Source organism: Streptomyces sp. NBC_00259, from assembly GCF_036181745.1.
In the GTDB taxonomy this organism is placed as follows: domain Bacteria; phylum Actinomycetota; class Actinomycetes; order Streptomycetales; family Streptomycetaceae; genus Streptomyces; species Streptomyces pratisoli.
Window position 1 is genome coordinate 1,301,765 of record NZ_CP108080.1, and the last position, 21,505, is coordinate 1,323,269.

Consider the following 21,505-nt stretch of genomic DNA (forward strand, 5'->3'; position numbering starts at 1 on the left):
TCGGTCCGGGTGGTGGGCGATACTGGGTTCGAACCAGTGACCTCTTCGGTGTGAACGAAGCGCTCTCCCACTGAGCTAATCGCCCGGGCGCAACGCACACATTACCCGATGTCAGCGGTGGTCCATGACCACCCGGACGCCGCCCTGAGGCGGCCCGAGGTCACTCGTCGATCTTCCAGGGCATCACGATCCCGATCTTCCAGACGTAGATCGCGAGCAGCACCGCGACGATCACCACACCGATGGACGTCAGGATGATGTTGCGCCGGCGCACCTTCGGGTCGAGCGCACGCTGCGCCGCCTCGGTCACTTTGCGTTTCGTCCAGCGCAGCACGAGCTGCGCCCAGACGAACTCCGTGGCCCAGATCGCCATACCGCCGAAGATCACCAGCCAGCCCGGCCCGGGCAGCGGCAGCATGATCACGCCGGCCACGACCACGGCGAGGCCGATGATGAATACACCGACCTGCCAGCTGAGATGCAGCGTCCGGCGCGCCTTCACGAACTCGGGCGCCCGTGAGCCCAGTGGCTGCTCGGCGGGTGCGGTCACATCCCCCGTGGCGGAATCGGGGACCACCGTGGCGGCCACCTTCCGCTCGTCACTCTCCGCATTCATAAGCCCAAAGTACCCGACGAAATGGCTGTCCGGAATGACCGCACAGTCGTACGTGAGACTCCTCCGTACGGGGTACCTCAAGGATCACAAAACAGACAGAGGGGTTTACAACGGCACCGTAGGTGGCATGTCGATTTCGCCGACGTGCGAATCCCCGAGCGCACACTGAGCGAAAGGCCCTGGCGCTTATGAACACCACGGTCAGCTGCGAGCTGCACCTGCGCCTCGTTGTATCGAGCGAGTCATCACTGCCTGTACCCGCGGGCCTGCGGTATGACACGGCCGATCCTTATGCCGTGCACGCCACCTTCCACACCGGAGCCGAAGAGACGGTCGAATGGGTGTTCGCCCGCGATCTTCTCGCCGAGGGTCTTCATCGACCCACGGGAACCGGCGACGTCAGAGTCTGGCCGTCGCGCAGTCATGGCCAAGGCGTCGTCTGCATCGCTCTGAGCTCTCCGGAGGGCGAAGCCCTGCTCGAGGCCCCGGCGCGGGCCCTGGAGTCGTTCCTGAAGCGGACGGACGCCGCGGTGCCACCCGGCACCGAGCATCGTCATTTCGATCTCGATACGGAGCTCTCGCACATCCTGGCCGAAAGCTGAACTGACACCAGGCCGAGGGCAGCTCGGCGCCGTCCGACTCGGGGAGACGGCACCGCGCGGACACGCACAACCACATACGGCACGCTCCGGCGCCGTCGTCGCGGAATCCACCGCGAAGACGGCGCCGTCGCGTTTCACGGTGACCGGCTAGAGTCAGCGCAATTCGGCGGGCGCCCGCCCGCAGCAGGCCAGGGAGCGAATCGTGCTGATCCCCCACGACACCCGCATCGCCCTCGACATCGTCGTCGATCTGATGAACACCACGCCCGAGGGCGACCACGACGACGGACTCGGGGACCTCCCGGCGCTGTACGCGTTCGTGCAGAACTACAACATCAGCGACGTGGGTGAGCTGGGCGAGCACGACCTGAGCGCCGTACGCGAGGTGCGGGACCGGTTCACGGACGTGTTCGCGGCCGCGGACGCCCGCACCGCGGCCGAGATGATCAACCAGCTCGTGGCCTCGGCCGGAACCACTCCGCAGCTGACGGATCACGACGGCTACGACTGGCATGTCCACTACTTCGCCCCGGGCGCCTCGGTCGCCGAGCATCTCGCGGCCGACTGCGGCATGGCGCTGGCGTTCATGATCGTGGCGGGCGAGCACGAGCGGCTGCGACGCTGCGAGGCGCCGGGCTGCGGGCGCGCCTTCGTCGATCTGTCCCGCAATCGCTCGCGCCGCTACTGCGACAGCCGCACCTGCGGAAACCGGCTGCACGTCGCCGCCTACCGGGCGCGCCGCAAGGAAGCGGCCGGCTGAGGTTCACGTCGTTCACCGGGGGCTCACAGCAGAAACAGGTCGTGGACCGCTGCCATGAGCAGAAGGAAGCCGATCACCCCGAGGAAGATCATCAGGGGCGGCTGGGAGAGCGCGAAGAGGCAGCCACGCGGCTCGTCGGCGGGGGCGGGGGCCTGGCCCCGGGAGGTATCCAGCATCTCGGGGTGATGATGACGCAGCACCGGCCCCGGTGATCGACCAACACGCATGAAGACCGCGGGAGTTCATCCCATCCCGTGGACCCGTCCCGTGGAAGCCCCCGCGGCGGCTCGCCGCCTCAGATGCCGTGCTTCTTGAGGATCGCCTCGATGTCGCTGAAGTCTTCGCCGGGCTCGGCGGCCTGCTGCTTGCCCTTCGCCTTCGGCCGGGGCTGCGCCGCGGCCGGACGGCCGGCCTTGCCGAGGGCGGGGGCCGCGGCGGACGGGGCGACCGCGCCGGGGCGTGCGCCGTCCGTGGCGGCCGCCGCCTTGCCCAGCCTGCGCCGCTCCACGGCCCGTGTGGTCATGAACAGTCCCCACGCGGCCCCGAGCACGCCCACGCCCACCCAGGCCAGGGGGCTGAAGACCGTACCGGCCGCCCATTCGACGACGCCGGTCAGGACGAGCCCGAGCGGAACCAGCGCGTACGCGGCGATCCGGGCCGCCGTCAGGAAGCGCTTCCGGTACGCCGCGATGGCGGCGATGCCCAGCCCCGCCGCGGACACCGCGGAACAAATGGTCTCGGCAAGCATCCGGTCCTCCAGGCCCGTGACAACAGTTACCTTCCATCCTGCACCGGCCGACGGCCCGGGGGCCACGCTCCCCGCGCACCTCAGGGAGATCTCCGGGGCGCCCTCCTCCCCAGGTCCGAGCCGGTCCGGATTGGGGCGCGGGCGGCACGGCTGGAAGACTGGTCCCATGAGTGACTCCTCCCCCGCCGGCCCCGTCGTCCTGGACGTCTGGTGCGAGCTGCAGTGCCCCGACTGCCGCGCCGCCCTCTCCGACCTGCACGCCCTGCGCGAACGCTACGGCGACCGGCTGGAGACGCGGCTGCGCCACTTCCCGCTGGAGAAGCACAAGCATTCCTTCGCGGCCGCACAGGCCGCGGAGGAGGCCGCGGTCCAGGGCAGCGACTGGGCGTTCGTGGAGGCCGTGCTCGGGCGGGTCGAGGAACTGGACCGGAAGGGCGAGCCGTTCCTCGTCGAGACCGCGCGTGAACTCGGCCTGGACGCCGAGGAGTTCGACACGGCCCTGATCGACGGGCGGCACATCCTGATCATCGACGCCGACCAGGCCGAGGGCAAGGCGATCGGTGTCACCGGCACCCCGACGTATGTCATCGGTGGTGAGCGGCTCGACGGCGGCAAGAGCCAGGAGGGCCTGCGCGAGCGCATCGAGGAGATCGCCGACCGGCTCCTCGCGGAGCGCGGTGACGCCGGCGCCGGGACCGGGACCGGCGTCTAGAGCAGCGGCTTGGCGAAGTGGTGGTGGGTGGTCCGGTAGCCGAGTGAGGCGTAGAGGGCGACCGCCGGCGTGTTCCCGGTGAGGACGTGCAGGGCGAGTACCGACGCCCCGGCGGCCCCCGCCACCTGCTCGGCGGTCAGCAGCAGCGCCCGCCCGTGGCCCCGGCCCCGGTGCTCCTCGGCGACCTGGACGTCGTACACGTACGCACCACGCTCCCCCGGGCGCATCTCGCGCTCGGCGATCCAGATGTGGCCCACCACCGTGCCCCCGGCGACCAGGGCGCGCAGCCACACACCGGAGGTCGCGGGTCCGTCGGGGAGCTTCTCGTCGTGGTCGGACTCGGATCTGGCGCGGGCCCGGTCCTCGGGCAGGCCCCGGGCGATCCAGCTCCGGGTGTACCGCTCGACCGCGCCGGTCCGCCAGCCGGGGAACTCGGCCTCCGTCAGGGGCCGGCTCGCGACACCCTCGGGGAGCACGGGGGGATCGGCCGGCACCTCCTTCAGCAGGGTGCGGCCGCTCTCGGTGTAGCAGAGCGCCCCGGCCAGGCGCAGCGCGGCGGTGGCCTCCGCGGGGACGACGGTCACGATCCGCGTGCAGCCCCAGCCGCGCAGCACCTCCTCGGCCGCGAGCGCCGCGACCGTACCCCGGCCGCGCCGCCGGTCGCCGTCGTCGATCAGCAGCGAGCGCACGACGCCCGTCGAAGGGCCGGCCGCCGGGTCCCTGGCCAGCGCCACGGCGCCCACGGGCCTGCCGTTGACGCAGACGTCGTAGCTGCGGGACATGGCGTCGGCGGCTTCGTACCGGAGCGGCCCGGACGGCCGCAGGGTGGTGGTCATCAGGGGTGTTCTACCTGCCCTGCGGCCTCCCGTCACGACGTTTCGCAAGGATCACGGGTCAGGGGTCACACGGACCGCGGATCCGGGTCCGCCGCGGAGTGCTCGTCGAAGATCCGCATGGCCTTGGCGGTCAGCGGACCGGGCGCGGAGGTCAGCTCCCGGCCGTCGACGCGGTGCACGGCCTGGACGTCGCGGGTGGAGGAGGTCAGGAAGATCTCCTCGGCACGGTCCAGCGCGTCCATCGACAGGTCCGCCTCCAGCGCCCCCGTCCAGGCCGCGGTCAGCGCACGGGTGATCCCGGCGAGACAGCCCGAGGAGACCGGCGGGGTGTACAGCTGGCCGTCGAGGACGACGAAGATGTTGGAGCCGGTGCCCTCGCAGAGCTGTCCCACGGTGTTGGCGAAGATGGCCTCGGAGGCGCCCTGCTCATGGGCGCGGGCGAGGGCGACCACGTTCTCGGCGTACGAGGTGGTCTTCAGCCCGGTCAGCGCACCGCGTTCGTTGCGGGTCCACGGCACGGTGATCACGGCGGTGGTGTCGGGGCGCCGCCTGGCCTCGGCGAGCGCGACCACGAGCGTCGGGCCCTTGTCGCCGCGGTCGGAGCCGAGCGGCGACAGCCCTCCCGTGTAGGTGATCCGCAGCCGGCCGAACGGCATCGGATTCGCTTCCAAGACGGCCTCACAGGCGCGGCGCACCTCGTCGTGGTCCGGGTCGGGCAGGCCGAGGCCGCGGGCCGAGCGGGTGAGCCGGTCGAGATGCAGGGTGAGGGCGAAGGGGCGGCCCTCGGTCGCCTTGACGGTCTCGAAGATGCCGTCGCCCACGGTCAGGCCGTGGTCGAACACGGAAACCAGGGCGGTGTCGGCGTCCCGCAGTCCGCCGTTGACCCAGATCCTCATGACACGGTCCTTCCACTTTGCGCGTACGTTCCCGACGCTACCGCGAGCAGCCGGGACGCCTTCAGTTCGGTCTCGTCCCACTCCCTCTCGGGGTCGGAGCCCCAGGTGATCCCGGCGCCGGTGCCGAAGCGCAGCAGACCGTCGGCGCGGTCCGTCCAGAAGGTGCGTATGCCGACGGCCAGCTCGCCGGTGCCGCGGTCGGCGTCCACCCAGCCGATGCCGCCGCAGTACGGGCCGCGGGGCGCCGTCTCCAGCTCCGCGATGATCCGCAGGGCGCTCGACTTGGGAGCGCCGGTGACCGAGCCGGGCGGGAAGGTGGCGTCCAGGAGCTCTCGCCAGCCCGCGCCCGGCCCGAGCTCGCCCCGGACCGTGGACACGAGGTGGACCAGGCCGGGGTGGGACTCGACGGCACACAGCGCCGGGACGGTCACGGTCCCGGTGGCGCAGACCCGCCCCAGGTCGTTGCGGACCAGGTCGACGATCATCACGTTCTCGGCGTGGTCCTTCTCCAGCAGATCGGCGGCCGTCCGGCCGGTGCCCTTGATCGGCCCGGACACGACCGTGCGTCCGTCGCGGCGCAGATAGAGCTCGGGCGAGGCGGTGGCGATCTCCACGCCGTGCGCGGGCAGCCTGATCGTTCCCGCGTACGGAGCGGGGTTGCCGCGCGCGAGCAGCGCGGTCAGGGCGTCGACGTCGGCGGCGTCGGGGTCCGGCAGCGGCGCCGACAGGACGCGGCAGAGATTGGCCTGGTAGACCTCGCCGGCGGCGATGTACTCACGAATACGGCGTACGCCCGCGGTGTACGCGGCCCGGTCCAGCGAGGACGTCCAGTCGTCGGCGGCGGGGCCGCGCCAGCGCCCCGGGTCCGGGGCCGGCACCGGCTCGGGGCGCACATCGCCGAAGCGGGCGCAGGTCAGGCGCCCTTCGAAGTCCGCCGCCACGGCCCAGAAGCCGGACGAGTCGAGGGCCTCGGGATCACTGGTGACATCCCTGAGGTCGGTGGCGACGAGGCCGCCGAAGCGGGCCATGGGAGCGAGGTCGTGCACGGCTGTGAGTCTATGGCGGGCCCGGTCCGGCCGCTGCGGCGCGCACCCGGCAGTGAACCCGGCGTGAACACAGCTCAGCACGCTGCGGAAACGCGTTTTTGTGCTGGCCCGGGAATCCGCTAGAGTTCAACACGTCGCCGGGACGCGAGAGCGGTCCGGGAAACGACAGGCGGACGTGGCTCAGTTGGTAGAGCATCACCTTGCCAAGGTGAGGGTCGCGAGTTCGAATCTCGTCGTCCGCTCGAGTGGGGGATCTTCCCGAGAACCCCCGCAGCTCCTGGTGGAGTGGCCGAGAGGCGAGGCAACGGCCTGCAAAGCCGTCTACACGGGTTCAAATCCCGTCTCCACCTCCAAGGACGATTAGCTCAGCGGGAGAGCGCTTCCCTGACACGGAAGAGGTCACTGGTTCAATCCCAGTATCGTCCACCGGACCTGCGAAGGTCCCCCGCGCGATTAGCTCAGCGGGAGAGCGCTTCCCTGACACGGAAGAGGTCACTGGTTCAATCCCAGTATCGCGCACGCATCACCCACGGCCCCCGGGTCGTGGTCCCGAGGACGATTAGCTCAGCGGGAGAGCGCTTCCCTGACACGGAAGAGGTCACTGGTTCAATCCCAGTATCGTCCACAGCCCGGAGCCCCCGGCCGCATCGCGCGGCCGGGGGCTCCGTCGTATCCGCCGCTCAGGAGGAGAACAGCATCCGGCCGAAGCTCTTCTGCCGGTGGTGGCCGCCGTGGTGGCCGCCGTGGTGCGGGGCGCCCCACGCCGGCTGCGCCGGGGCGGGGTAGGCCTGCGGGGCGGGCGGCGCGGGCGGCGTCTGCTGCACCCACTGGGACTCCAGGCGGGTCAGCGACTCCAGCTCGCCGTAGTCGAGGAATATCCCCCGGCAGCCGCTGCACTGCTCGATCTGGACGCCATTGCGGTTGTACGTGTGCATGGGCGCGTGGCACTTGGGACACTGCATGGTTCGGTTCAGCTCCTCGCCGCTCGGTCGGTGGGGTTACCCGCTCCCACACTACGACGGGATCATGTCCTCCAACTCGGGCGGGAGGGAGGCAATTCGGGCACAGGCGTCGGTCATCATCCGCTCCACCTCGTCGAGATCGCGTCCCTCGGCGGTGCTCCTGGCGATCGCGAGGGCCGCGGTCTGCACGGTCAGCGCACGGGCGGGTACGTCGAGTTGGGGCCAGGGATCACCGCCGCTCGACCCGGTGGCGGGGCCGCCGGAGCGCCGGTAGGCGGTGAGGAATCGCGACCAGATGTCCGGGGACAGCATTCCCGCCGCGTACCAGGCCGCAGGGCGGGCGAGATCCCAGGCGGGATCGCCGAGGCCGAGGTCGTCGACGTCGATGAGCTGCCAGGGGCCGTCGTGGGCGGGATGGCGCACGAGCTGGCCCAGATGGAGATCGCCGTGGCAGAGCCGGGCGCCACGGGGTGCGGGTGCCTCGCCGCGCGCCCAGGCGGGGAGCCGGTCCCAGGCGTCGAGCACCGACCGGGCGGCGGGGTGGGCGGGGGCCGCCGCGCGCATCCTGGCCACCGCCGAGGCCGCCTTGGCCGGACCGCGCATGACCGGCAGCGGTCCGGGAAGCGCGTCGAGCGGCACGGTGTGGAGGCGGGCGAGCAGGACCGCGGCCTCCTCCCAGGGCGCCCCGTCCGGGTCCTCGGGGTCCACCGGACTGCCGTAGGGCCAGGCGGAGACGGGGCGCTCGCCGAGAGCGGCGGCGTACGGGACGGGCGGCAGCAGGATCCCGGCCAGCCGGGGGTGCGAGGCGACGGCGATCCGGGTGCGGTGGTCGTCCGGATCGGTCCCGGGAGCATGGGCCTTGGCGACGACGCGGCCGTGCCGTACGACGATTCCGTCCGGCCGCTCGGCCAGCACGTCCCCGTCCCGCCCGCAGGCCCGGCACGCCGCCCTCGCCCCGGCCGCGTGCGCGGCTTCCCGCGCCACGTCCGAAAGCGCGCCCACCAGTGCGCGGTTGCTCTGCTCCACCCGGTGAGCGTACGGGCCGGACCGGGGGCCCGGCGGGGGCGGGGCGCCCCGGGGCCGGAAATGGCGCCGGCCGGTCAGCTCCCCAGCTGACCGGCCGAGCGCTGTCGTCCGCCGCACCCCCGTCCCCACGGGGCTTTTTGGGTGGGATGTCCCCGACCCGGGCCGCTCACCCGGATCCGGGGCGCCGCTCAGCGCCCCAGCATCACGCCCACGGACGACGCCTGTGTGACCACTGCCTCCCAGCCGCCGAAGGCGACGACGAGCAGGGTCGCGAGAGGAAGAACCATGGCCGTTGCGACCAACGGGTGACGCCGGCCGGAGGAACGGCCGCCGAACGTGGCGAAGGCCTTGCGTCCCTGCGTGCGGATCATGGTCCGCGATGCCGTGTCCGCCATGGTTCCTCTCCTGTCGTTGTTGGCAGCGGCGGGTGCGTGACCTCGGGGGACGAGTGCCGCTCCCGCCGCTTGACTTCAAGATTAGGGACGCGGGCGTCCCCGGGCGTCATGCCCGCGTACCGATTGCCGGGCCTCCCGGAGGATGAGCGTCCCGCCTCGCACGTACTCCCCTGGGTGGAGAAGTGGACCTAGTCCTGGGGGTCTTCCCTGAGAGGGAGACGGTCTCCGGGAGCCTCACCCGGCACGGGCTGCTCCACGAGCGCGAGCACACGGTTGGCCATGAACCGGGCGGTTCGCACGACCGAACCGGAGCGCGTGACTTCGCTCACTTCCACCACCCCTCGCCGCACCGCCGTCTCCACCCGGCGGCCCGCCCGGCTTGCCACCACTTCGTACGTCCTCGTGGTGTCACCCGCGTCCACGACTATCTCCACACGGTCGCCCTTCATGGATCCAATCCCCCTTCTGCCACGGATCATTGGGATCGCGCACGGGTCAGCTGCCCTGGATCCCGGGCGCTCCTGACCACTCTTCAAGTTTCCCATCCGGCACTGACAATCGATCGGCCCGCGAGGGCGCGGCCTATGAGCACACCGGCCTACGGGTACGTAAGCTGTGCCACGTCAAACCGACCACCGGCCAGCGGGGAATGAACATGTCGATGATGCGGCTCCGGCGCGAGGATCCGCGTGTCGTCGGCTCGTTCAGGCTGCACCGGCGGCTCGGTGCGGGCGGCATGGGCGTCGTGTATCTCGGCTCGGACCGGCGCGGCCAGCGGGTGGCCCTGAAGGTGATCCGCCCGGACCTCGCCGAGGACCAGGAGTTCCGGTCCCGGTTCGCCCGGGAGGTGTCCGCCGCACGGCGGATCAGGGGTGGCTGTACGGCCCGGCTGGTCGCCGCCGATCTGGAGGCGGAGCGGCCCTGGTTCGCGACGCAGTACGTGCCCGGGCCGTCGCTGCACGACAAGGTGGCCGCGGACGGTTCGCTCACCGCCGCCGAGACCGCCGCGATCGGCGCCGCCCTCTCGGAAGGGCTCGTCGCCGTGCACGAGGCCGGGGTGGTGCACCGGGACCTCAAGCCGTCGAACATCCTGCTCTCCCCCAAGGGCCCCAGGATCATCGACTTCGGCATCGCCTGGGCGACCGGCGCGAGCACGCTCACCCATGTCGGAACGGCGGTCGGGTCCCCCGGCTTCCTCGCCCCCGAGCAGGTGCGTGGCGCCGTCGTCACGCCGGCGACGGACGTCTTCTCGCTGGGCGCGACGCTCGCGTACGCGGCGACCGGCGACTCCCCCTTCGGGCACGGCAGTTCCGAGGTGATGCTCTACCGGGTGGTGCACGAGGAGCCGCAGCTGTACGGCGTGCCGGACGCGCTGGCTCCGCTGCTGCAGGCCTGTCTGGCGAAGGACCCGGACGAGCGTCCGAGCACGCTCCAGCTGTCGATGCGGCTGAAGGAGATCGCGGCCCGCGAGGCGCAGGGGCTGCCGGAGGTGCGGCCGCCGGTCCAGCGCGAGCGGACCGAGCAGGAGTTGCCCTCGGGCCGTCGCACCGCGCGGTACACGGAACGCACCACGCACGGCAGGCCGCCGGCCACCGGCGGGACCGCGGGCCCGTCCGCCTCGCGGGACCGGGCGTCACGGCCGTCGGCGCCGCGTACGGGCGGCTCCCGGCCGGCGCCGTCGCGGGGCGGGGCGAGCACGGCGGGCCGTCCCGCGTCCCGGCCCGGGGTGCGCACGACGTCCACCGGACGCAGGCCGGCCAATCCCCGGCTGCTGCGTCAGCGGATCTTCGTGTTCGTCGTCGTGACCCTGGTCGTGGCGGTGGGCATCACCATGGCGCAGGGGCTGCGGGGCTAGCCACAGCGAGGCCGGGGGCGGTCTGTCGGGTCAGGCCTGTCGGGTCAGGCCTGGTTCTCCGGGCGGCCGGTCGCCACCGCGTAGAACGCCACCGCGGCGGCCGCGCCGACGTTCAGCGAGTCCACGCCGTGGGCCATGGGGATGCGCACCCATTCGTCGGCTGCCATCAGGGCCTTGGTGGAGAGCCCGTCGCCCTCCGCGCCGAGCATCAGCGCCACCCGGTCGAGCCGGTGCGGAGCCGCCTCGTCGATCGCCGACGCCTTCTCGTCCGGGGTGAGCGCGAGCAGTTTGAAGCCCGCCTCCCGTACGGCTTCGAGGCCCTTGGGCCAGGTGTCGAGCCGGGCGTACGGAACGGAGAACACGGCCCCCATCGACACCTTCACCGAACGCCGGTAGAGCGGGTCGGCGCAGTCGGGCGAGAGCAGTACGGCGTCCATGCCGAGGGCGGCCGCGCTCCGGAAGATCGCGCCGATGTTGGTGTGGTCGTTGACCGACTCCATGATCACGACACGGCGGGTGCTGCCCAGGAGCTCGTCGGCCGTGGGCAGCGGCTTGCGCTGCATGGAGGCGAGCGCGCCGCGGTGCACGTGGTATCCGGTGACGCGTTCGGCGAGGTCCGGGCTGACGGCGTAGACCGGAGCCGGAACCTCGTCGATCACATCGCGCATGACGTCGACCCACTTGGCGGACAGCAGCATCGACCGCATCTCGTAACCGGCGTGCCTGGCCCGGCGGATGACCTTCTCGCCCTCGGCGATGAAGAGTCCCTCCGCGGGCTCGCGCTTGCGCCGCAGTTCGACGTCGGTCAGGCCCGTGTAGTCGCGCAGCCGCGGGTCCTCGGGGTCATCGACGGTGATGATGTCAGCCACAGGGTGATACTGCCTTGTCCGGGGGATGGTGCCAACGGTCGGGACGGAGGGTTCGGTTACCGCTGGTTACTCGGGTGGGTCTCGGTGCCGGCCGAGGGCCCCTCGGCGACGACGTCACCGATGACGATGACGGCGGGGGGCCGTACGTCCTGGGTCCTGACGGTCTCCGCGACCGTCGCGAGCGTCGCGTCCACCCGGCGCTGGGCGGCCGTCGTCCCCTCCTGGACCAGGGCGAGCGGGGTGTCGGGGGCCTTGCCGTGGGTGATCAGGGCCTCGGCGATCGCGCCGATCTTGTCGACACCCATGAGGATCACGAGCGTGCCGGTCAGCTTGGCGAGCGACTGCCAGTCGACGAGCGAACGGGGGTCGTCGGGCGCGACATGACCGCTGACGACGGTGAACTCATGGGCCACGCCCCGGTGGGTGACCGGGATGCCGGCGGCGCCGGGCACCGAGATGGAGCTGGAGATGCCGGGGACGACGGTGCAGCTGATCCCCGCCTCGGCGAGCGCCTGGGCCTCCTCCATGCCGCGGCCGAACACGAACGGGTCGCCGCCCTTGAGCCGGACGACCGACCTGCCCGCCTTGGCGTGCTCGATCAGGGCGTTGTTGATGGCCTCCTGGGCCATGAAGCGCCCGTACGGGATCTTCGCGGCGTCGATCACCTCGACGTGCGGCGGGAGTTCGTCGAGCAGGTCACGCGGGCCGAGGCGGTCGGCGATGACGACGTCGGCCTCGGCGAGGAGACGGCGGCCGCGGACCGTGATGAGGTCCGGGTCGCCGGGGCCGCCGCCGACGAGGGCGACGAACGGAGCGCGGGCTCGGTGGTGGGGCGCGGCGAGGGAACCGTCGCGCAGGCCCTCGACGATGGCGTCCCGTACGGCGGCGGAGCGGCGGGGGTCCCGGCCGGTGAGCACGGCGACCGTCACGCCTTCACTGCGTCCGGTCGCCGGGGTCCAGGCCGTCGCCGCCTCCGCGTCGTCGGAGCGTACGCACCACGTCTTGGTGCGCTCGGCCTCGTCGGAGGCGGCCGCGTTGGCGACGGGGTCGCCGGTGGCGACCAGGGCGTACCAAGCGTCGGCGATGTCCCCGTCCTCGTACCGGCGCCGGGTCCAGGTGATCTCGCCCGACTCCGCCATCGCCTCGACGGACGGGGTCGCGGACGGCGAGATCAGGGTGATGTCGGCACCGGCCGCGATGAGCGCGGGGAGACGGCGCTGGGCCACCTGGCCGCCGCCGATGACGACGACGCGGCGGCCGGCGAGACGGAGGCCTACGGGGTAGGCGGGGTGCTCGTGCGCCTGCGCGTGCTGGTGCGCGTGCTCGACGTGCTCGGCCATGGCGGTGCGGCTCCTCGGGGCGGCGGTGCGGGCCGCTGCGACGGTGAAGCGGCTGGTGGGGACGGGTATGAGGGTCCTGGCGACCACGATACGGCGTCGCGGCCGCACCGTTGTTCCGGGTGGTACGCGCTCACCTCCCCGCCCTGCGAGAGAGACGGGCACGAACCACCCGGCGAACCCCTGGTACCGGCTACTTCTCCGTGACGCCCGCCGAGTCGAACGTCGCCACCTCGTGCATGGCCCGGGCCGCGCTCTGCACCAGCGGGAGGGCGAGGAGCGCCCCGGTGCCTTCGCCGAGGCGGAGGTCGAGGTCGACCAGCGGGCGCAGACCCAGCTTGTTGAGGGCGGCGACATGGCCGGGCTCGGCACTGCGGTGGCCCGCGATGCACGCCGCGAGGGCCTCCGGCGCGACGGCCCGCGCGACCAGGGCGGCGGCTCCCGCGGAGACACCGTCCAGGACCACGGGCGTACGCAGCGACGCACCGCCCAGGATGAAGCCGACCAGCGCGGCGTGCTCCAGCCCGCCGACCGCCGCGAGGACGCCGACCGGGTCGGCCGGGTCCGGCTGGTGGAGATCCAGCCCACGCCGGACGACGTCCACCTTCCGCGCGTGCATCTCGTCGTTGATGCCGGTGCCGCGCCCGGTGACCTCCGCCGGGTCCACGCCCGTGTACACGGAGACCAGCGCGGCCGACGCCGTCGTGTTGGCGATGCCCATCTCACCGGTGAGCAGCGCCTTGTTGCCCGCGGAGACGAGATCACGCGCGGTCTCGATGCCGACCTCGATCGCGGAGAGGACGTCCTCGCGCGAGAGCGCGGGGCCCGTCGTGAAGTCGGCCGTGCCCGGACGGACCTTGCGCGGCAGCAGTCCGGGCGTCGCCGGCAGCTCGGACGCGACGCCGACGTCGATGACGCAGACCTCCGCGCCGACCTGGTTGGCGAAGGCGTTGCACACCGCTCCCCCACCGAGGAAGTTCGCGACCATCTGGCCGGTCACCTCCTGGGGCCAGGCCGTGACGCCCTGGGCGTGCACCCCGTGGTCACCGGCGAAGATCGCCACCGCCGCGGGCTCCGGGATCGGCGGCGGGCACATCCGGGACAGCCCGGCCAGCTGCGCGGAGATGATCTCCAGCATGCCGAGAGCGCCCGCGGGTTTGGTCATCCGCTTCTGCCGCTCCCACGCCTCGCCGAGCGCCTTGGCGTCCAGCGGGCGGATGTTGGAGACGGTCTCCTGGAGCAGGTCGTGCGGCTCCTCGCCGGGCAGGGCGCGGCGGCCGTACGTCTCCTCGTGGACGACCCAGGAGAGCGGGCGGCGCTTGGACCAGCCCGCCTGCATCAGCTCGGGCTCCTCCGGGAACTCGTCGACGTAACCGACGCAGAGGTACGCGACGACCTCCAGGTGCTCCGGCAGGCCGAGCGCGCGGACCATCTCACGCTCGTCGAAGAAGCTGACCCAGCCGACGCCGAGGCCTTCGGCGCGGGCGGCGAGCCAGAGGTTCTCCACGGCCAGGGCCGAGGAGTACGGCGCCATCTGCGGCTGGGTGTGCCGGCCGAGGGTGTGGCGGCCGCCGCGCGTCGGGTCGGCGGTGACCACGATGTTCACCGGGGTGTCGAGGATCGCCTCGATCTTCAGTTCCTTGAACTGCTTCGCCCGGCCCTTGGGCAGCGACTTGGCGTACGCCTCGCGCTGGCGCTGGGCGAGTTCGTGCATCGAGCGCCGGGTCTCGGCGGACCGGATGACGACGAAGTCCCAGGGCTGCGAGTGGCCGACGGACGGCGCGGTGTGCGCGGCCTCGAGGACGCGGAGGAGGACCTCGTGCGGGATGGGGTCGCTGCGGAAGCCGTTGCGGATGTCGCGGCGTTCACGGATCACGCGGAGGACGGCTTCGCGTTCGGCGTCGGCGAAGCCGGGGGCCGGCGCGCCGCCCGTCTCTTCGGCGGCGTCCTCGGCAACGGCAACGGCCACGAGCTCCGCTTCCGGATCCTGCGCCTGCTCCTGCTCCGATGCGGCGTCGGTCGCCGGCACGGGAGCGGGCTCCGGAGCGGCGTCCTCCGCGGTCGGCTGCCCCGCGTCGGCCGGTTCGGGTTCGGCCGTGGGCTCCACGACCGCCTGCTCGTCGAGCACGTGCTCCTCGACCACGTGCTCCTCGACCACCTGCTGCGGAACCTCGGTGCCCTCCGCGGGCGCCACGGCCTCGGGCTGCGGCTCGTCGTCGCCATCGCCGTTCCGGGGCGCGGGCACGGGGGCGACGGCTTCGGGCTGCGGGGCGGGCTCCGCCTCGGCCACGGGTACGGGCTCCGGCTCGGGCGCCACGGCCTGCGGCTCCACCACGGCTTCGGCGAACGGTTCGGCCACCGGTTCCACCGTCGGCCCGGCGGCGGGCTCAGGAGTCCCGGCGGGCTCCGTGGCGGCAGCCACGGCAACGGGCGCGGGCTCGGGAACAGACTCGGGCTCGGGCACGGGCTCGGAAAGCTCTTCCTCGGCCGGGGCCATCTCGGCAACCGGCGACGGAGCAAGATGCGGGGTGGTCGGAAGAGAACCCTCCACCGGCACGAACTGGCCGACGAGGGCAGGGTCCGGAGCCACCGTAGACGCCGCGGCGCCGGTTTCGGCGGCCACCTGCGCACTTTCCGGGACGACCGCGCCGGCCGTCTCCAGGGCCTTCTCGGCCTCGGCCACCGCCACGGCCGCCTGGTGCTGAACCTGCTGCGGGGCCGCCCACGGGGTGGCGCCCTGCGGCGGAATCTCACCGAGCTGCGGGCCGGGCAGGACGGCCTGCTCCTCCTGCGGGACGTCGAGGTACTCGGGGCCGGTGGTCGGCGGGCCCGCGACGGGCGCGGGCATCGGGCTCTGCGGCATCGGCGTCGTCATGTGGCCGGTGCCGTTGCTCCGGAGTTCGGCCGGGCCGCGGTCGGACAGCGAGCGGACGACGCCGCCTGTCGCGTCGGGCACCGGCGGCCCCATGTGGAGGGGGCGGCGCGCGGGCGGCGGTGTCGGCATGGACGTCGACGCGGGTACGGGCGGCGGCATCCGCACGCCGCCGAGGTCGAGGGAACCGGAGTCCCGGCCGCCTGCCTCGTGTGCTCCGGCCTCGTGCGTCCACTGCTCGGGGGCCGCCTGCTGCTCCGGCTCGGCCTGCTGCTGCGGCGCGACCGGCGCGACCTGCTGCGCCGCGGCGGCCTGCTCGTACAGCGCTTGGTCGTGTCCCGCCTGCTCGGGCGTCATGGCGTACGCGCCGTGCAGCTGTTCGGAAGGGTGCACGGGGGCCACGGGCTCTGCAGGCGGCATGTACACCGGCACGCCCGCGGCGGGTGCCGCCGCCTGTACCGCCACGGCCTCCGGCGCCATCTGCACCGCCTGAGCCTGAGCATGAGCATGAGCGTGACCCGGAGCCTGGTCGGCCGCCGCGACCGGCGGGGCCACCTGCTGCGGGTCGCTCCACGCCCCCTGCGCGCTCGGCATCAACAGCAGGTCGTCGTCTTCGCCGACGGTTTCGGCGCCACTGCCGGAGGGATCGAGGAAGGTGTACGCGCCCGGGGCGGGGATGCCCGGCTGCTCCACCATGCCTGCGTTCTCCGGCAGCCCCTCGCCCGGGACCTGGCCGGTGTCAGTCATGCGTACCCCTCGCCCATCGGTTGTGCTCCTTCAGACCTTCGCCCGGGGCGCCCGATCGCGGCACACACCCGTGCCCGTCACTACAAGAACGAGCGTGTGCGCCGCGCGGCACGAAAGCCCGCAGACACAAGCATTGTCGTGCGCGTTCGCGTCCACGGCAGCAGGATCCGCCACGGTTCGCTGTGGACTGCGCCACGTCGCGCGTCCCCCGGTCGCGCCGTACCACACCCGGAACCCAAAACGGTCCCCTTTTCCGGATATTGGCGATCGAATCGGCCAACACCTGACTGCGGTACAACGATCGGCCAGCCTACCGCGCCACCGCGTGGCGGCAGGGTCAGGGGGCGCGATCCAGACGCTGGCCGGAGAGCAGGAAGACGACCGAGCGCTCGCGTTCCGACCAGTCGCCGGGGTTCATCTCCACGGACTGGAGCAGGGCGCACTCGACGGCGTAGCCGCCGTCCGCGAGGGCCGCGCCGATCGCCTCGGCGTCGTCCCGGGTGGAGGCGTGGGTGACGATGCGCTCGGGCCGGCGGTCGGCGCAGGCGGTGACGACCGGGACGCCTCCGCCACCGATCCGTACGACATCGGGTTCGGGAAGCCGTTCCAGCACGTGCGGCGCGCGTCCCTGGACGGTCTGCAGCTGGACTCCGTGGCGGCGGGCGGCGGCGTCGGTGCGGATGCAGGCGGCGGGGTCCTCGTCGACGGCGATCACCGCGGCGCCGAAGCGGGCCGCGTCGGCGGCGAGCTCCCCCGCGCCGCAGCCGATGTCCCAGACGAGGTCGCCGAGGCGCGGGCCGAGCCGGGCGAGCTGGGCGGCGCGCAGCTGAACCGATTCGCCCTCGGCCGGCTGGTACCGCGGTCCCTCGGGCGGCATCGCCCAGCCGCGTGACTGAGGGGGGTAGCCGGGCTCGCGGCCCGCCACCCAGCCTCCGCCCTGGGCGGACGCGGTGCCGCCGATGACGATCACGACATTGGGGTCCCGCCAGCTGTGGTCGGCGACCTTGTCGGAGGTGAGAACGGTGACCTGCTCGCGCTCGGTGCCGAGCTCCTCGCAGATCACGAAGGTGCGGTGCACGCCGTCGAGGAGCAGCGCCAGCTCGGCGGGCCCGGCACCCGGGGAGGTGAGGACGGCGACCTTGGCATGGGCCCGGCAGACGTTGACGGCGCGGCGCAGCGTACGGCTGTGGGCGACGACGATCTGGGCGTCGTCCCAGGGCATCCCGGCCCGGGCGAAGGCGGTGGCGACGGACGAGACCGCGGGCACGACCTCGACCTCCAGGCCGTGCTGGGGTGCGCGCAGGGTGCGTACGACGCCGAAGAAGCCGGGGTCGCCGTCGGCGAGGACGACCGGGCTGCCGCGGTGTCCCGCGATCCTGCGGGCGGCGAGGTCGACGCTGCCGAGCCTGATGCGCTCGGCGTTCGCGGGCACCTCGGGGAGCGCCAGGTGGTGGGCGGCGCCGGCGACGAGGGTGGCGGCGGACAGCGCGGACCTGGCGGCTGCGGTCAGGGGCGAGCCGTCCCACCCGATCACCGTGACCCGGTCGGCCATCGTCGTCTGTCTCCTGGTGTCGTCGCAGGTCGAGGCCCTGCCCACAGGGATGCGCGGGCAGGCAGGGCTGAGGGTACCTGGTGTCGGTTCCAGGCGCTGGAGCGGTCAGTTCCAGTCGGTGTAGGCGCCGTAGCCGCCGGCGTCGGCCATCTGGTCGGCGACCCCTTCGAGGTCCTCGGGGAGGAGGCTCCAGATGATGAAGTCGGTGCGCAGGTCGGTCCAGCCACCGTCCTCGGTGCGGGTGCGGGCTATACAGGCGCCGCGCAGGACGCCCTCGCTGATGCAGCCGATCTTCTGGGCGACCTGCTGGGAGGCGGTGTTGTCGGCGGCGGTGCGCAGCTCCAGGCGCTCGAACCGCTGGTCGCGGAAGAGCCAGTGGGCGGTCGCCAGCGCGGCTTCGGAGGCGTAGCCCTCACCACGGGCCCAGGGGGCGATGATGTACGACATCTCGGCGGAGCGCACCCGCCAGTCGGTGCTGCCCAGCTGGATCACACCGACCAGGCGCTGGGTGAGGAACTCGGTGATGGCGAGGTCGATCCCGCGGCCCGCGGCGCGTTCGGTGGGTGCGTACTCGCTGATCCAGTGGTGGGCGGCCGCCTCGGTGAAGGGCTGGGGCACCGCCGTCCAGGCGCCGACGAGTTCGTCGTTCATCATGTCGGCGAGGGCCGGGGCGTCGGCGGGTTCGAGCGCGCGCAGCACCAACCTCTCCGTGCTGATGGAGATGTCCGGGAAGGTGGTAGTCATGCGCAGCTCCAGCCGAAGACCGTTGTAAAGGCCGTAAAGGCACAGCATGCAGCATCGGGTGGAGGATGTGCATGGCCGGGTCGGTACCGCTCACGATACGCCGAGGGCCCCGCACACCACCGGGGGTGTGCGGGGCCCTCGTTCACAAGGACCTTACGGTTGCGGTCACTTGGCCGGGGCGCCGAACGCCGGGACGACCGAACCGGCGTAGGTGTCCTCGATGTACTTCTTCACCTCGGGGGAGTTGAGCAGCGTCACGAGCTTCTCGACGCGCGGGTCCTTCTCGTTGCCCGCCTTGACGGCCAGGAAGTTGGCATAGGGGTTGCCCTCCGCCTTCTCCAGCGCAATGGCGTCCTCGGCGGGCTTGAGGTCGGCCTCGATCGCGTAGTTGCCGTTGATGACCGCGGCGTCGACGTCGTTCAGGGCGCGGGGCACGGTGGCGGCCTCCAGCTCCTTGAACTCCAGGCCCTTCTTGTCGGTGATGTCGGACAGCTTGGCGTTGGTGCCGACACCGGGCTTGACCGTGATGAGGCCGTTGGCGGCGAGCAGCTGGAGCGAGCGGCCCTCGTTGGTGGTGTCGTTGGGGACGGCGATGGTCTGGCCGGGCTTGATGTCCTTGAGGGACTTGACCTTCTTCGAGTACAGGCCGAGCGGCTCGAGGTGGACGTTGACGACGGGCACGATGGTCGTCTTGTTCTTCTTGTTGAAGTCGTCCAGGTACGGCTTGTGCTGGAAGAAGTTGGCGTCGACCTGGCCCTGCTGGGTGGCGGTGTTGGGCAGGACGTAGTCCGTGAACTCCTTCACCTCCAGCTTGAGGCCGGCCTTGTCGGCGAGGTTCGTCCTGACGAAGTTGAGGATGTCGGCGTGCGGCGTCGGGGACGCGGCGACGACCAGCGGCGCGGACTCGGCGGCCTTGTCACCGGAACCGGCCTTGGCGCCCGGGTCGGAGGCGGTGCCGCAGGCGCTGAGGCCGAGGGCGAGGGCGGAGGTGGCGGCGAGGGCCGCGGTGAGCTTGATGGTCTTGCGGGAGTTACGCACGAAAAGTGCCTCTTTCTGGTGTTGCGGTGGTGGCGCCCGGACAAGGAGTGCGGGCCAGGGTGGAGCAGGGGTCAGGCGGTACGGCCGCGGCGCGAGAGCAGCCGTACGATCCCGTCGCCGAGCAGCTGTACGGCGGTGACGATGCCGATCAGGATGACGACGGTGATGAGCATGAACTGGGTCTCGAACCGCTGGAAGCCGTAGGTGACGGCCTTGGACCCGAGGCCCTCGCCGCCGACCGCGCCCGCCATCGCCGAGTAGCCGACGAGGACGATCACGGTGGTGGTGACGGCGGCGACGATCGACGGCAGGGCCTGCGGGAGCAGGACCTTGCGGATGATCGTCGGGATGGAACCGCCCATGGACTGGACGGCCTCGACCAGCCCGTGGTCGACCTCGCGGATCGCCGTCTCGACGAGTCGCGCGAAGAACGGGACGGCACCGACGGCGAGCGGCACGATCATGGCCGTGGGACCGATGAAGGTGCCGACGACGACGGTGGTGAAGGGGATCAGCGCGATCAGCAGGATGATGAACGGCAGCGAGCGGCCGATGTTCACGATCACGCCGACGAACTTGTTCACCGGGGTGTTCTGCAGCAGTCCGCCCTTGTCGGTGAGGACGAGCAGAATGCCGAGCGGGAGTCCGCCGACGACGGTGGCCACCGTGGACCACAACACCATGTAGAGGGTGTCGAGGGTGCCCTGGGTGAGCAGCGGCTGCATCTCCGACCACGTCACTTGACGGTCTCCTTCACCAGTACGGCGTCCTGCGCCTCGGTGCTCTGCACGGGCACGGCGGCCGGCGCGTCGGCTTCGACGATCTCGACCTGGAGGCCCTGCTCGCGCAGGAAGCCGACGGGTACGACGTTGTCCTCGTACCGGCCGGGCAGTTCGATGCGCATCCGGCCGATCTGCTTGCCGCCGACGGTGTCCATCGCGGCGCCGAGGATCGAGATGTCGACGTTGTACGTCCGCGACAGCTGCGAGATCACCGGCTGGGTGGCGGACTCGCCGTGGAAGGTGACGTCGACGACGGTACGGTCCGGGCCCGTGGCGTCCCCGGTCACCGGGAACAGCTCGTGGGCGAGCTCGGAGCCGGGCGTCGCGAGCAGCTCGCTGACCGTGCCGGACTCGCTGATCCGGCCCTGCCGCATCAGCGCGGCGGAGTCGCACACGGTCTTGACGACGTCCATCTCGTGCGTGATGAGCAGGACGGTCAGTCCGAGCTGCTGGTTGAGGTCGCGCAGCAGCTGGAGGATCGAGCGGGTGGTCTCGGGGTCGAGCGCGCTGGTGGCCTCGTCCGAGAGCAGCACCTTCGGGTTCCCGGCGAGCGCGCGGGCGATGCCGACGCGCTGCTTCTGGCCTCCGGAGAGCTGTCCGGGGTAGGCCTTGGCCTTGTCGGCGAGGCCGACGAGGTCGAGGAGTTCGAGCGCCCGGCGGGAGCGCTCGGCCCCGGTGACGCCGAGGATCTCCAGCGGCAGCTCGATGTTGTCCTTGACGCTGCGCGAGGACAGCAGGTTGAAGTGCTGGAAGACCATGCCGATGCGGCTGCGCGCCTGGCGCAGTTCCTTTCCGGCGCGGCTGCCGCGGCCGGCGAGGGCGGTGAGGTCCACGCCGTCGACGGTCACGGTGCCGGAGGTGGGGCGCTCCAGCAGATTGACGCAGCGGATGAGCGAGGACTTGCCGGCGCCGCTGCGGCCGATGACGCCGAAGACCTCGCCCTCGCGGACGTGCAGGTCGACGCCGTCCAGAGCGGTGACGTCGCGGCCTCGCGACTGATAGACCTTCGTGAGGCCCGTGGTGGTGATCACAGGGGTGTTTCCGTCACTGTCGAGTGCACGGCGCGGGGTTCCGTCGCCGGCACGGGCGTGTCGTCGTCTTGGGGGACAG

Annotated in this window: 22 protein-coding genes and 6 tRNA genes; 9 read left to right on the top strand and 19 right to left on the bottom strand. The window is 72.0% G+C overall.

Annotated elements, in window-relative coordinates; all coding sequences use genetic code 11:
• Nucleotides 1–10 precede the first annotated feature (10 nt).
• Both OG766_RS05790 and OG766_RS05795 read right to left on the bottom strand, forming a co-directional pair.
• Nucleotides 11–85: transfer RNA gene (locus OG766_RS05790), tRNA-Val, on the bottom strand.
• Nucleotides 86–160: 75 nt separating this feature from the next.
• Complete coding sequence (locus OG766_RS05795; RefSeq protein WP_328724683.1) at nt 161–616, bottom strand: TIGR02611 family protein; 456 nt, start codon at nt 614–616, stop codon at nt 161–163.
• A 188-nt stretch (nt 617–804) separates the two neighbouring features.
• Between OG766_RS05795 and OG766_RS05800 the strand changes: the two genes are divergently transcribed.
• Both OG766_RS05800 and OG766_RS05805 read left to right on the top strand, forming a co-directional pair.
• The gene (locus tag OG766_RS05800) at nt 805–1,218 is read left to right on the top strand and encodes an SsgA family sporulation/cell division regulator (RefSeq protein ID WP_003959770.1); all 414 of its coding nucleotides are present in this window, start codon (nt 805–807) and stop codon (nt 1,216–1,218) included.
• Between the two features lie 202 nt (nt 1,219–1,420).
• Complete coding sequence (locus OG766_RS05805; RefSeq protein ID WP_266375747.1) at nt 1,421–1,978, top strand: CGNR zinc finger domain-containing protein; 558 nt, start codon at nt 1,421–1,423, stop codon at nt 1,976–1,978.
• A 23-nt stretch (nt 1,979–2,001) separates the two neighbouring features.
• Here the strand turns inward: OG766_RS05805 and OG766_RS05810 are convergent, their stop codons facing one another.
• Both OG766_RS05810 and OG766_RS05815 read right to left on the bottom strand, forming a co-directional pair.
• A complete protein-coding gene (locus OG766_RS05810; RefSeq protein ID WP_266375746.1) occupies nt 2,002–2,154 on the bottom strand; it encodes a hypothetical protein in 153 nt (50 codons plus the stop codon).
• Nucleotides 2,155–2,273: 119 nt separating this feature from the next.
• Complete coding sequence (locus tag OG766_RS05815; RefSeq protein WP_266375744.1) at nt 2,274–2,726, bottom strand: hypothetical protein; 453 nt, start codon at nt 2,724–2,726, stop codon at nt 2,274–2,276.
• Nucleotides 2,727–2,892: 166 nt separating this feature from the next.
• On the opposite strand from OG766_RS05815, the gene OG766_RS05820 reads away from it, so the two are divergent.
• Nucleotides 2,893–3,438: a DsbA family protein gene (locus OG766_RS05820; protein ID WP_328724684.1), complete on the top strand. Its 546-nt coding sequence runs from the start codon at nt 2,893–2,895 to the stop codon at nt 3,436–3,438.
• Here OG766_RS05820 and OG766_RS05825 read toward each other — a convergent pair.
• The 3 genes from OG766_RS05825 to OG766_RS05835 form a co-directional block, all read right to left on the bottom strand.
• The gene (locus OG766_RS05825) at nt 3,435–4,274 is read right to left on the bottom strand and encodes a GNAT family N-acetyltransferase (protein ID WP_266375740.1); all 840 of its coding nucleotides are present in this window, start codon (nt 4,272–4,274) and stop codon (nt 3,435–3,437) included. The two genes, OG766_RS05820 and OG766_RS05825, sit on opposite strands and share 4 nt — an antisense overlap.
• A gap of 65 nt (nt 4,275–4,339) precedes the next feature.
• Entirely contained in the window at nt 4,340–5,170 is an 831-nt protein-coding gene (locus OG766_RS05830; protein ID WP_266375738.1) for an aminotransferase class IV, read from the bottom strand.
• Entirely contained in the window at nt 5,167–6,216 is a 1,050-nt protein-coding gene (locus OG766_RS05835; protein WP_266375736.1) for a chorismate-binding protein, read from the bottom strand. The genes OG766_RS05830 and OG766_RS05835 overlap by 4 nt, the downstream gene beginning before the upstream one ends.
• A gap of 169 nt (nt 6,217–6,385) precedes the next feature.
• On the opposite strand from OG766_RS05835, the gene OG766_RS05840 reads away from it, so the two are divergent.
• The 5 genes from OG766_RS05840 (at nt 6,386) to OG766_RS05860 (ending at nt 6,841) form a co-directional block, all read left to right on the top strand.
• Nucleotides 6,386–6,458, top strand: a tRNA-Gly gene (locus tag OG766_RS05840).
• Between the two features lie 37 nt (nt 6,459–6,495).
• Nucleotides 6,496–6,569: transfer RNA gene (locus tag OG766_RS05845), tRNA-Cys, on the top strand.
• 1 nt (nt 6,570) lies between these two features.
• Nucleotides 6,571–6,642 (top strand) — tRNA-Val (locus tag OG766_RS05850).
• A 21-nt stretch (nt 6,643–6,663) separates the two neighbouring features.
• Nucleotides 6,664–6,735, top strand: a tRNA-Val gene (locus OG766_RS05855).
• Nucleotides 6,736–6,769: 34 nt separating this feature from the next.
• Nucleotides 6,770–6,841, top strand: a tRNA-Val gene (locus OG766_RS05860).
• Between the two features lie 55 nt (nt 6,842–6,896).
• Here OG766_RS05860 and OG766_RS05865 read toward each other — a convergent pair.
• The 4 genes from OG766_RS05865 to OG766_RS05880 form a co-directional block, all read right to left on the bottom strand.
• Nucleotides 6,897–7,178, bottom strand: coding sequence for a TFIIB-type zinc ribbon-containing protein (locus OG766_RS05865; RefSeq protein WP_328724686.1), 282 nt, complete (start codon nt 7,176–7,178; stop codon nt 6,897–6,899).
• A gap of 51 nt (nt 7,179–7,229) precedes the next feature.
• Entirely contained in the window at nt 7,230–8,204 is a 975-nt protein-coding gene (locus tag OG766_RS05870) for a phosphotransferase family protein (RefSeq protein WP_328724687.1), read from the bottom strand.
• Nucleotides 8,205–8,392: 188 nt separating this feature from the next.
• The gene (locus OG766_RS05875) at nt 8,393–8,599 is read right to left on the bottom strand and encodes a hypothetical protein (protein ID WP_266375730.1); all 207 of its coding nucleotides are present in this window, start codon (nt 8,597–8,599) and stop codon (nt 8,393–8,395) included.
• 188 nt (nt 8,600–8,787) lie between these two features.
• Nucleotides 8,788–9,048, bottom strand: coding sequence for a hypothetical protein (locus OG766_RS05880; RefSeq protein WP_266375728.1), 261 nt, complete (start codon nt 9,046–9,048; stop codon nt 8,788–8,790).
• Nucleotides 9,049–9,254: 206 nt separating this feature from the next.
• Between OG766_RS05880 and OG766_RS05885 the strand changes: the two genes are divergently transcribed.
• Nucleotides 9,255–10,454: a serine/threonine-protein kinase gene (locus tag OG766_RS05885; RefSeq protein WP_266375726.1), complete on the top strand. Its 1,200-nt coding sequence runs from the start codon at nt 9,255–9,257 to the stop codon at nt 10,452–10,454.
• Nucleotides 10,455–10,498: 44 nt separating this feature from the next.
• Here the strand turns inward: OG766_RS05885 and OG766_RS05890 are convergent, their stop codons facing one another.
• From OG766_RS05890 to OG766_RS05925, 8 genes are all read right to left on the bottom strand, one after another.
• Nucleotides 10,499–11,323 carry a TrmH family RNA methyltransferase gene (locus tag OG766_RS05890; protein ID WP_266375724.1) on the bottom strand — a complete coding sequence of 275 codons (825 nt, stop codon included), beginning with the start codon at nt 11,321–11,323 and terminating at the stop codon, nt 10,499–10,501.
• Between the two features lie 56 nt (nt 11,324–11,379).
• The gene (gene cobA, locus OG766_RS05895) at nt 11,380–12,663 is read right to left on the bottom strand and encodes a uroporphyrinogen-III C-methyltransferase (RefSeq protein WP_266375722.1); all 1,284 of its coding nucleotides are present in this window, start codon (nt 12,661–12,663) and stop codon (nt 11,380–11,382) included.
• 190 nt (nt 12,664–12,853) lie between these two features.
• Nucleotides 12,854–16,279: a nicotinate-nucleotide--dimethylbenzimidazole phosphoribosyltransferase gene (gene cobT, locus OG766_RS05900; RefSeq protein WP_328724688.1), complete on the bottom strand. Its 3,426-nt coding sequence runs from the start codon at nt 16,277–16,279 to the stop codon at nt 12,854–12,856.
• 337 nt (nt 16,280–16,616) lie between these two features.
• On the bottom strand, nt 16,617–17,831 hold the full coding sequence (gene cbiE / locus OG766_RS05905) for a precorrin-6y C5,15-methyltransferase (decarboxylating) subunit CbiE (protein WP_328724689.1): 1,215 nt from the start codon (nt 17,829–17,831) through the stop codon (nt 16,617–16,619).
• A 105-nt stretch (nt 17,832–17,936) separates the two neighbouring features.
• A complete protein-coding gene (locus tag OG766_RS05910) occupies nt 17,937–18,575 on the bottom strand; it encodes a GNAT family N-acetyltransferase (protein ID WP_266375716.1) in 639 nt (212 codons plus the stop codon).
• A 165-nt stretch (nt 18,576–18,740) separates the two neighbouring features.
• Complete coding sequence (locus OG766_RS05915) at nt 18,741–19,613, bottom strand: MetQ/NlpA family ABC transporter substrate-binding protein (protein ID WP_266375714.1); 873 nt, start codon at nt 19,611–19,613, stop codon at nt 18,741–18,743.
• 71 nt (nt 19,614–19,684) lie between these two features.
• Nucleotides 19,685–20,353, bottom strand: a complete 669-nt coding sequence (locus tag OG766_RS05920; protein WP_266375712.1) for a methionine ABC transporter permease — start codon at nt 20,351–20,353, stop codon at nt 19,685–19,687.
• The gene (locus OG766_RS05925) at nt 20,350–21,426 is read right to left on the bottom strand and encodes a methionine ABC transporter ATP-binding protein (RefSeq protein ID WP_266375710.1); all 1,077 of its coding nucleotides are present in this window, start codon (nt 21,424–21,426) and stop codon (nt 20,350–20,352) included. The genes OG766_RS05920 and OG766_RS05925 overlap by 4 nt, the downstream gene beginning before the upstream one ends.
• Nucleotides 21,427–21,505: the final 79 nt, after the last annotated feature.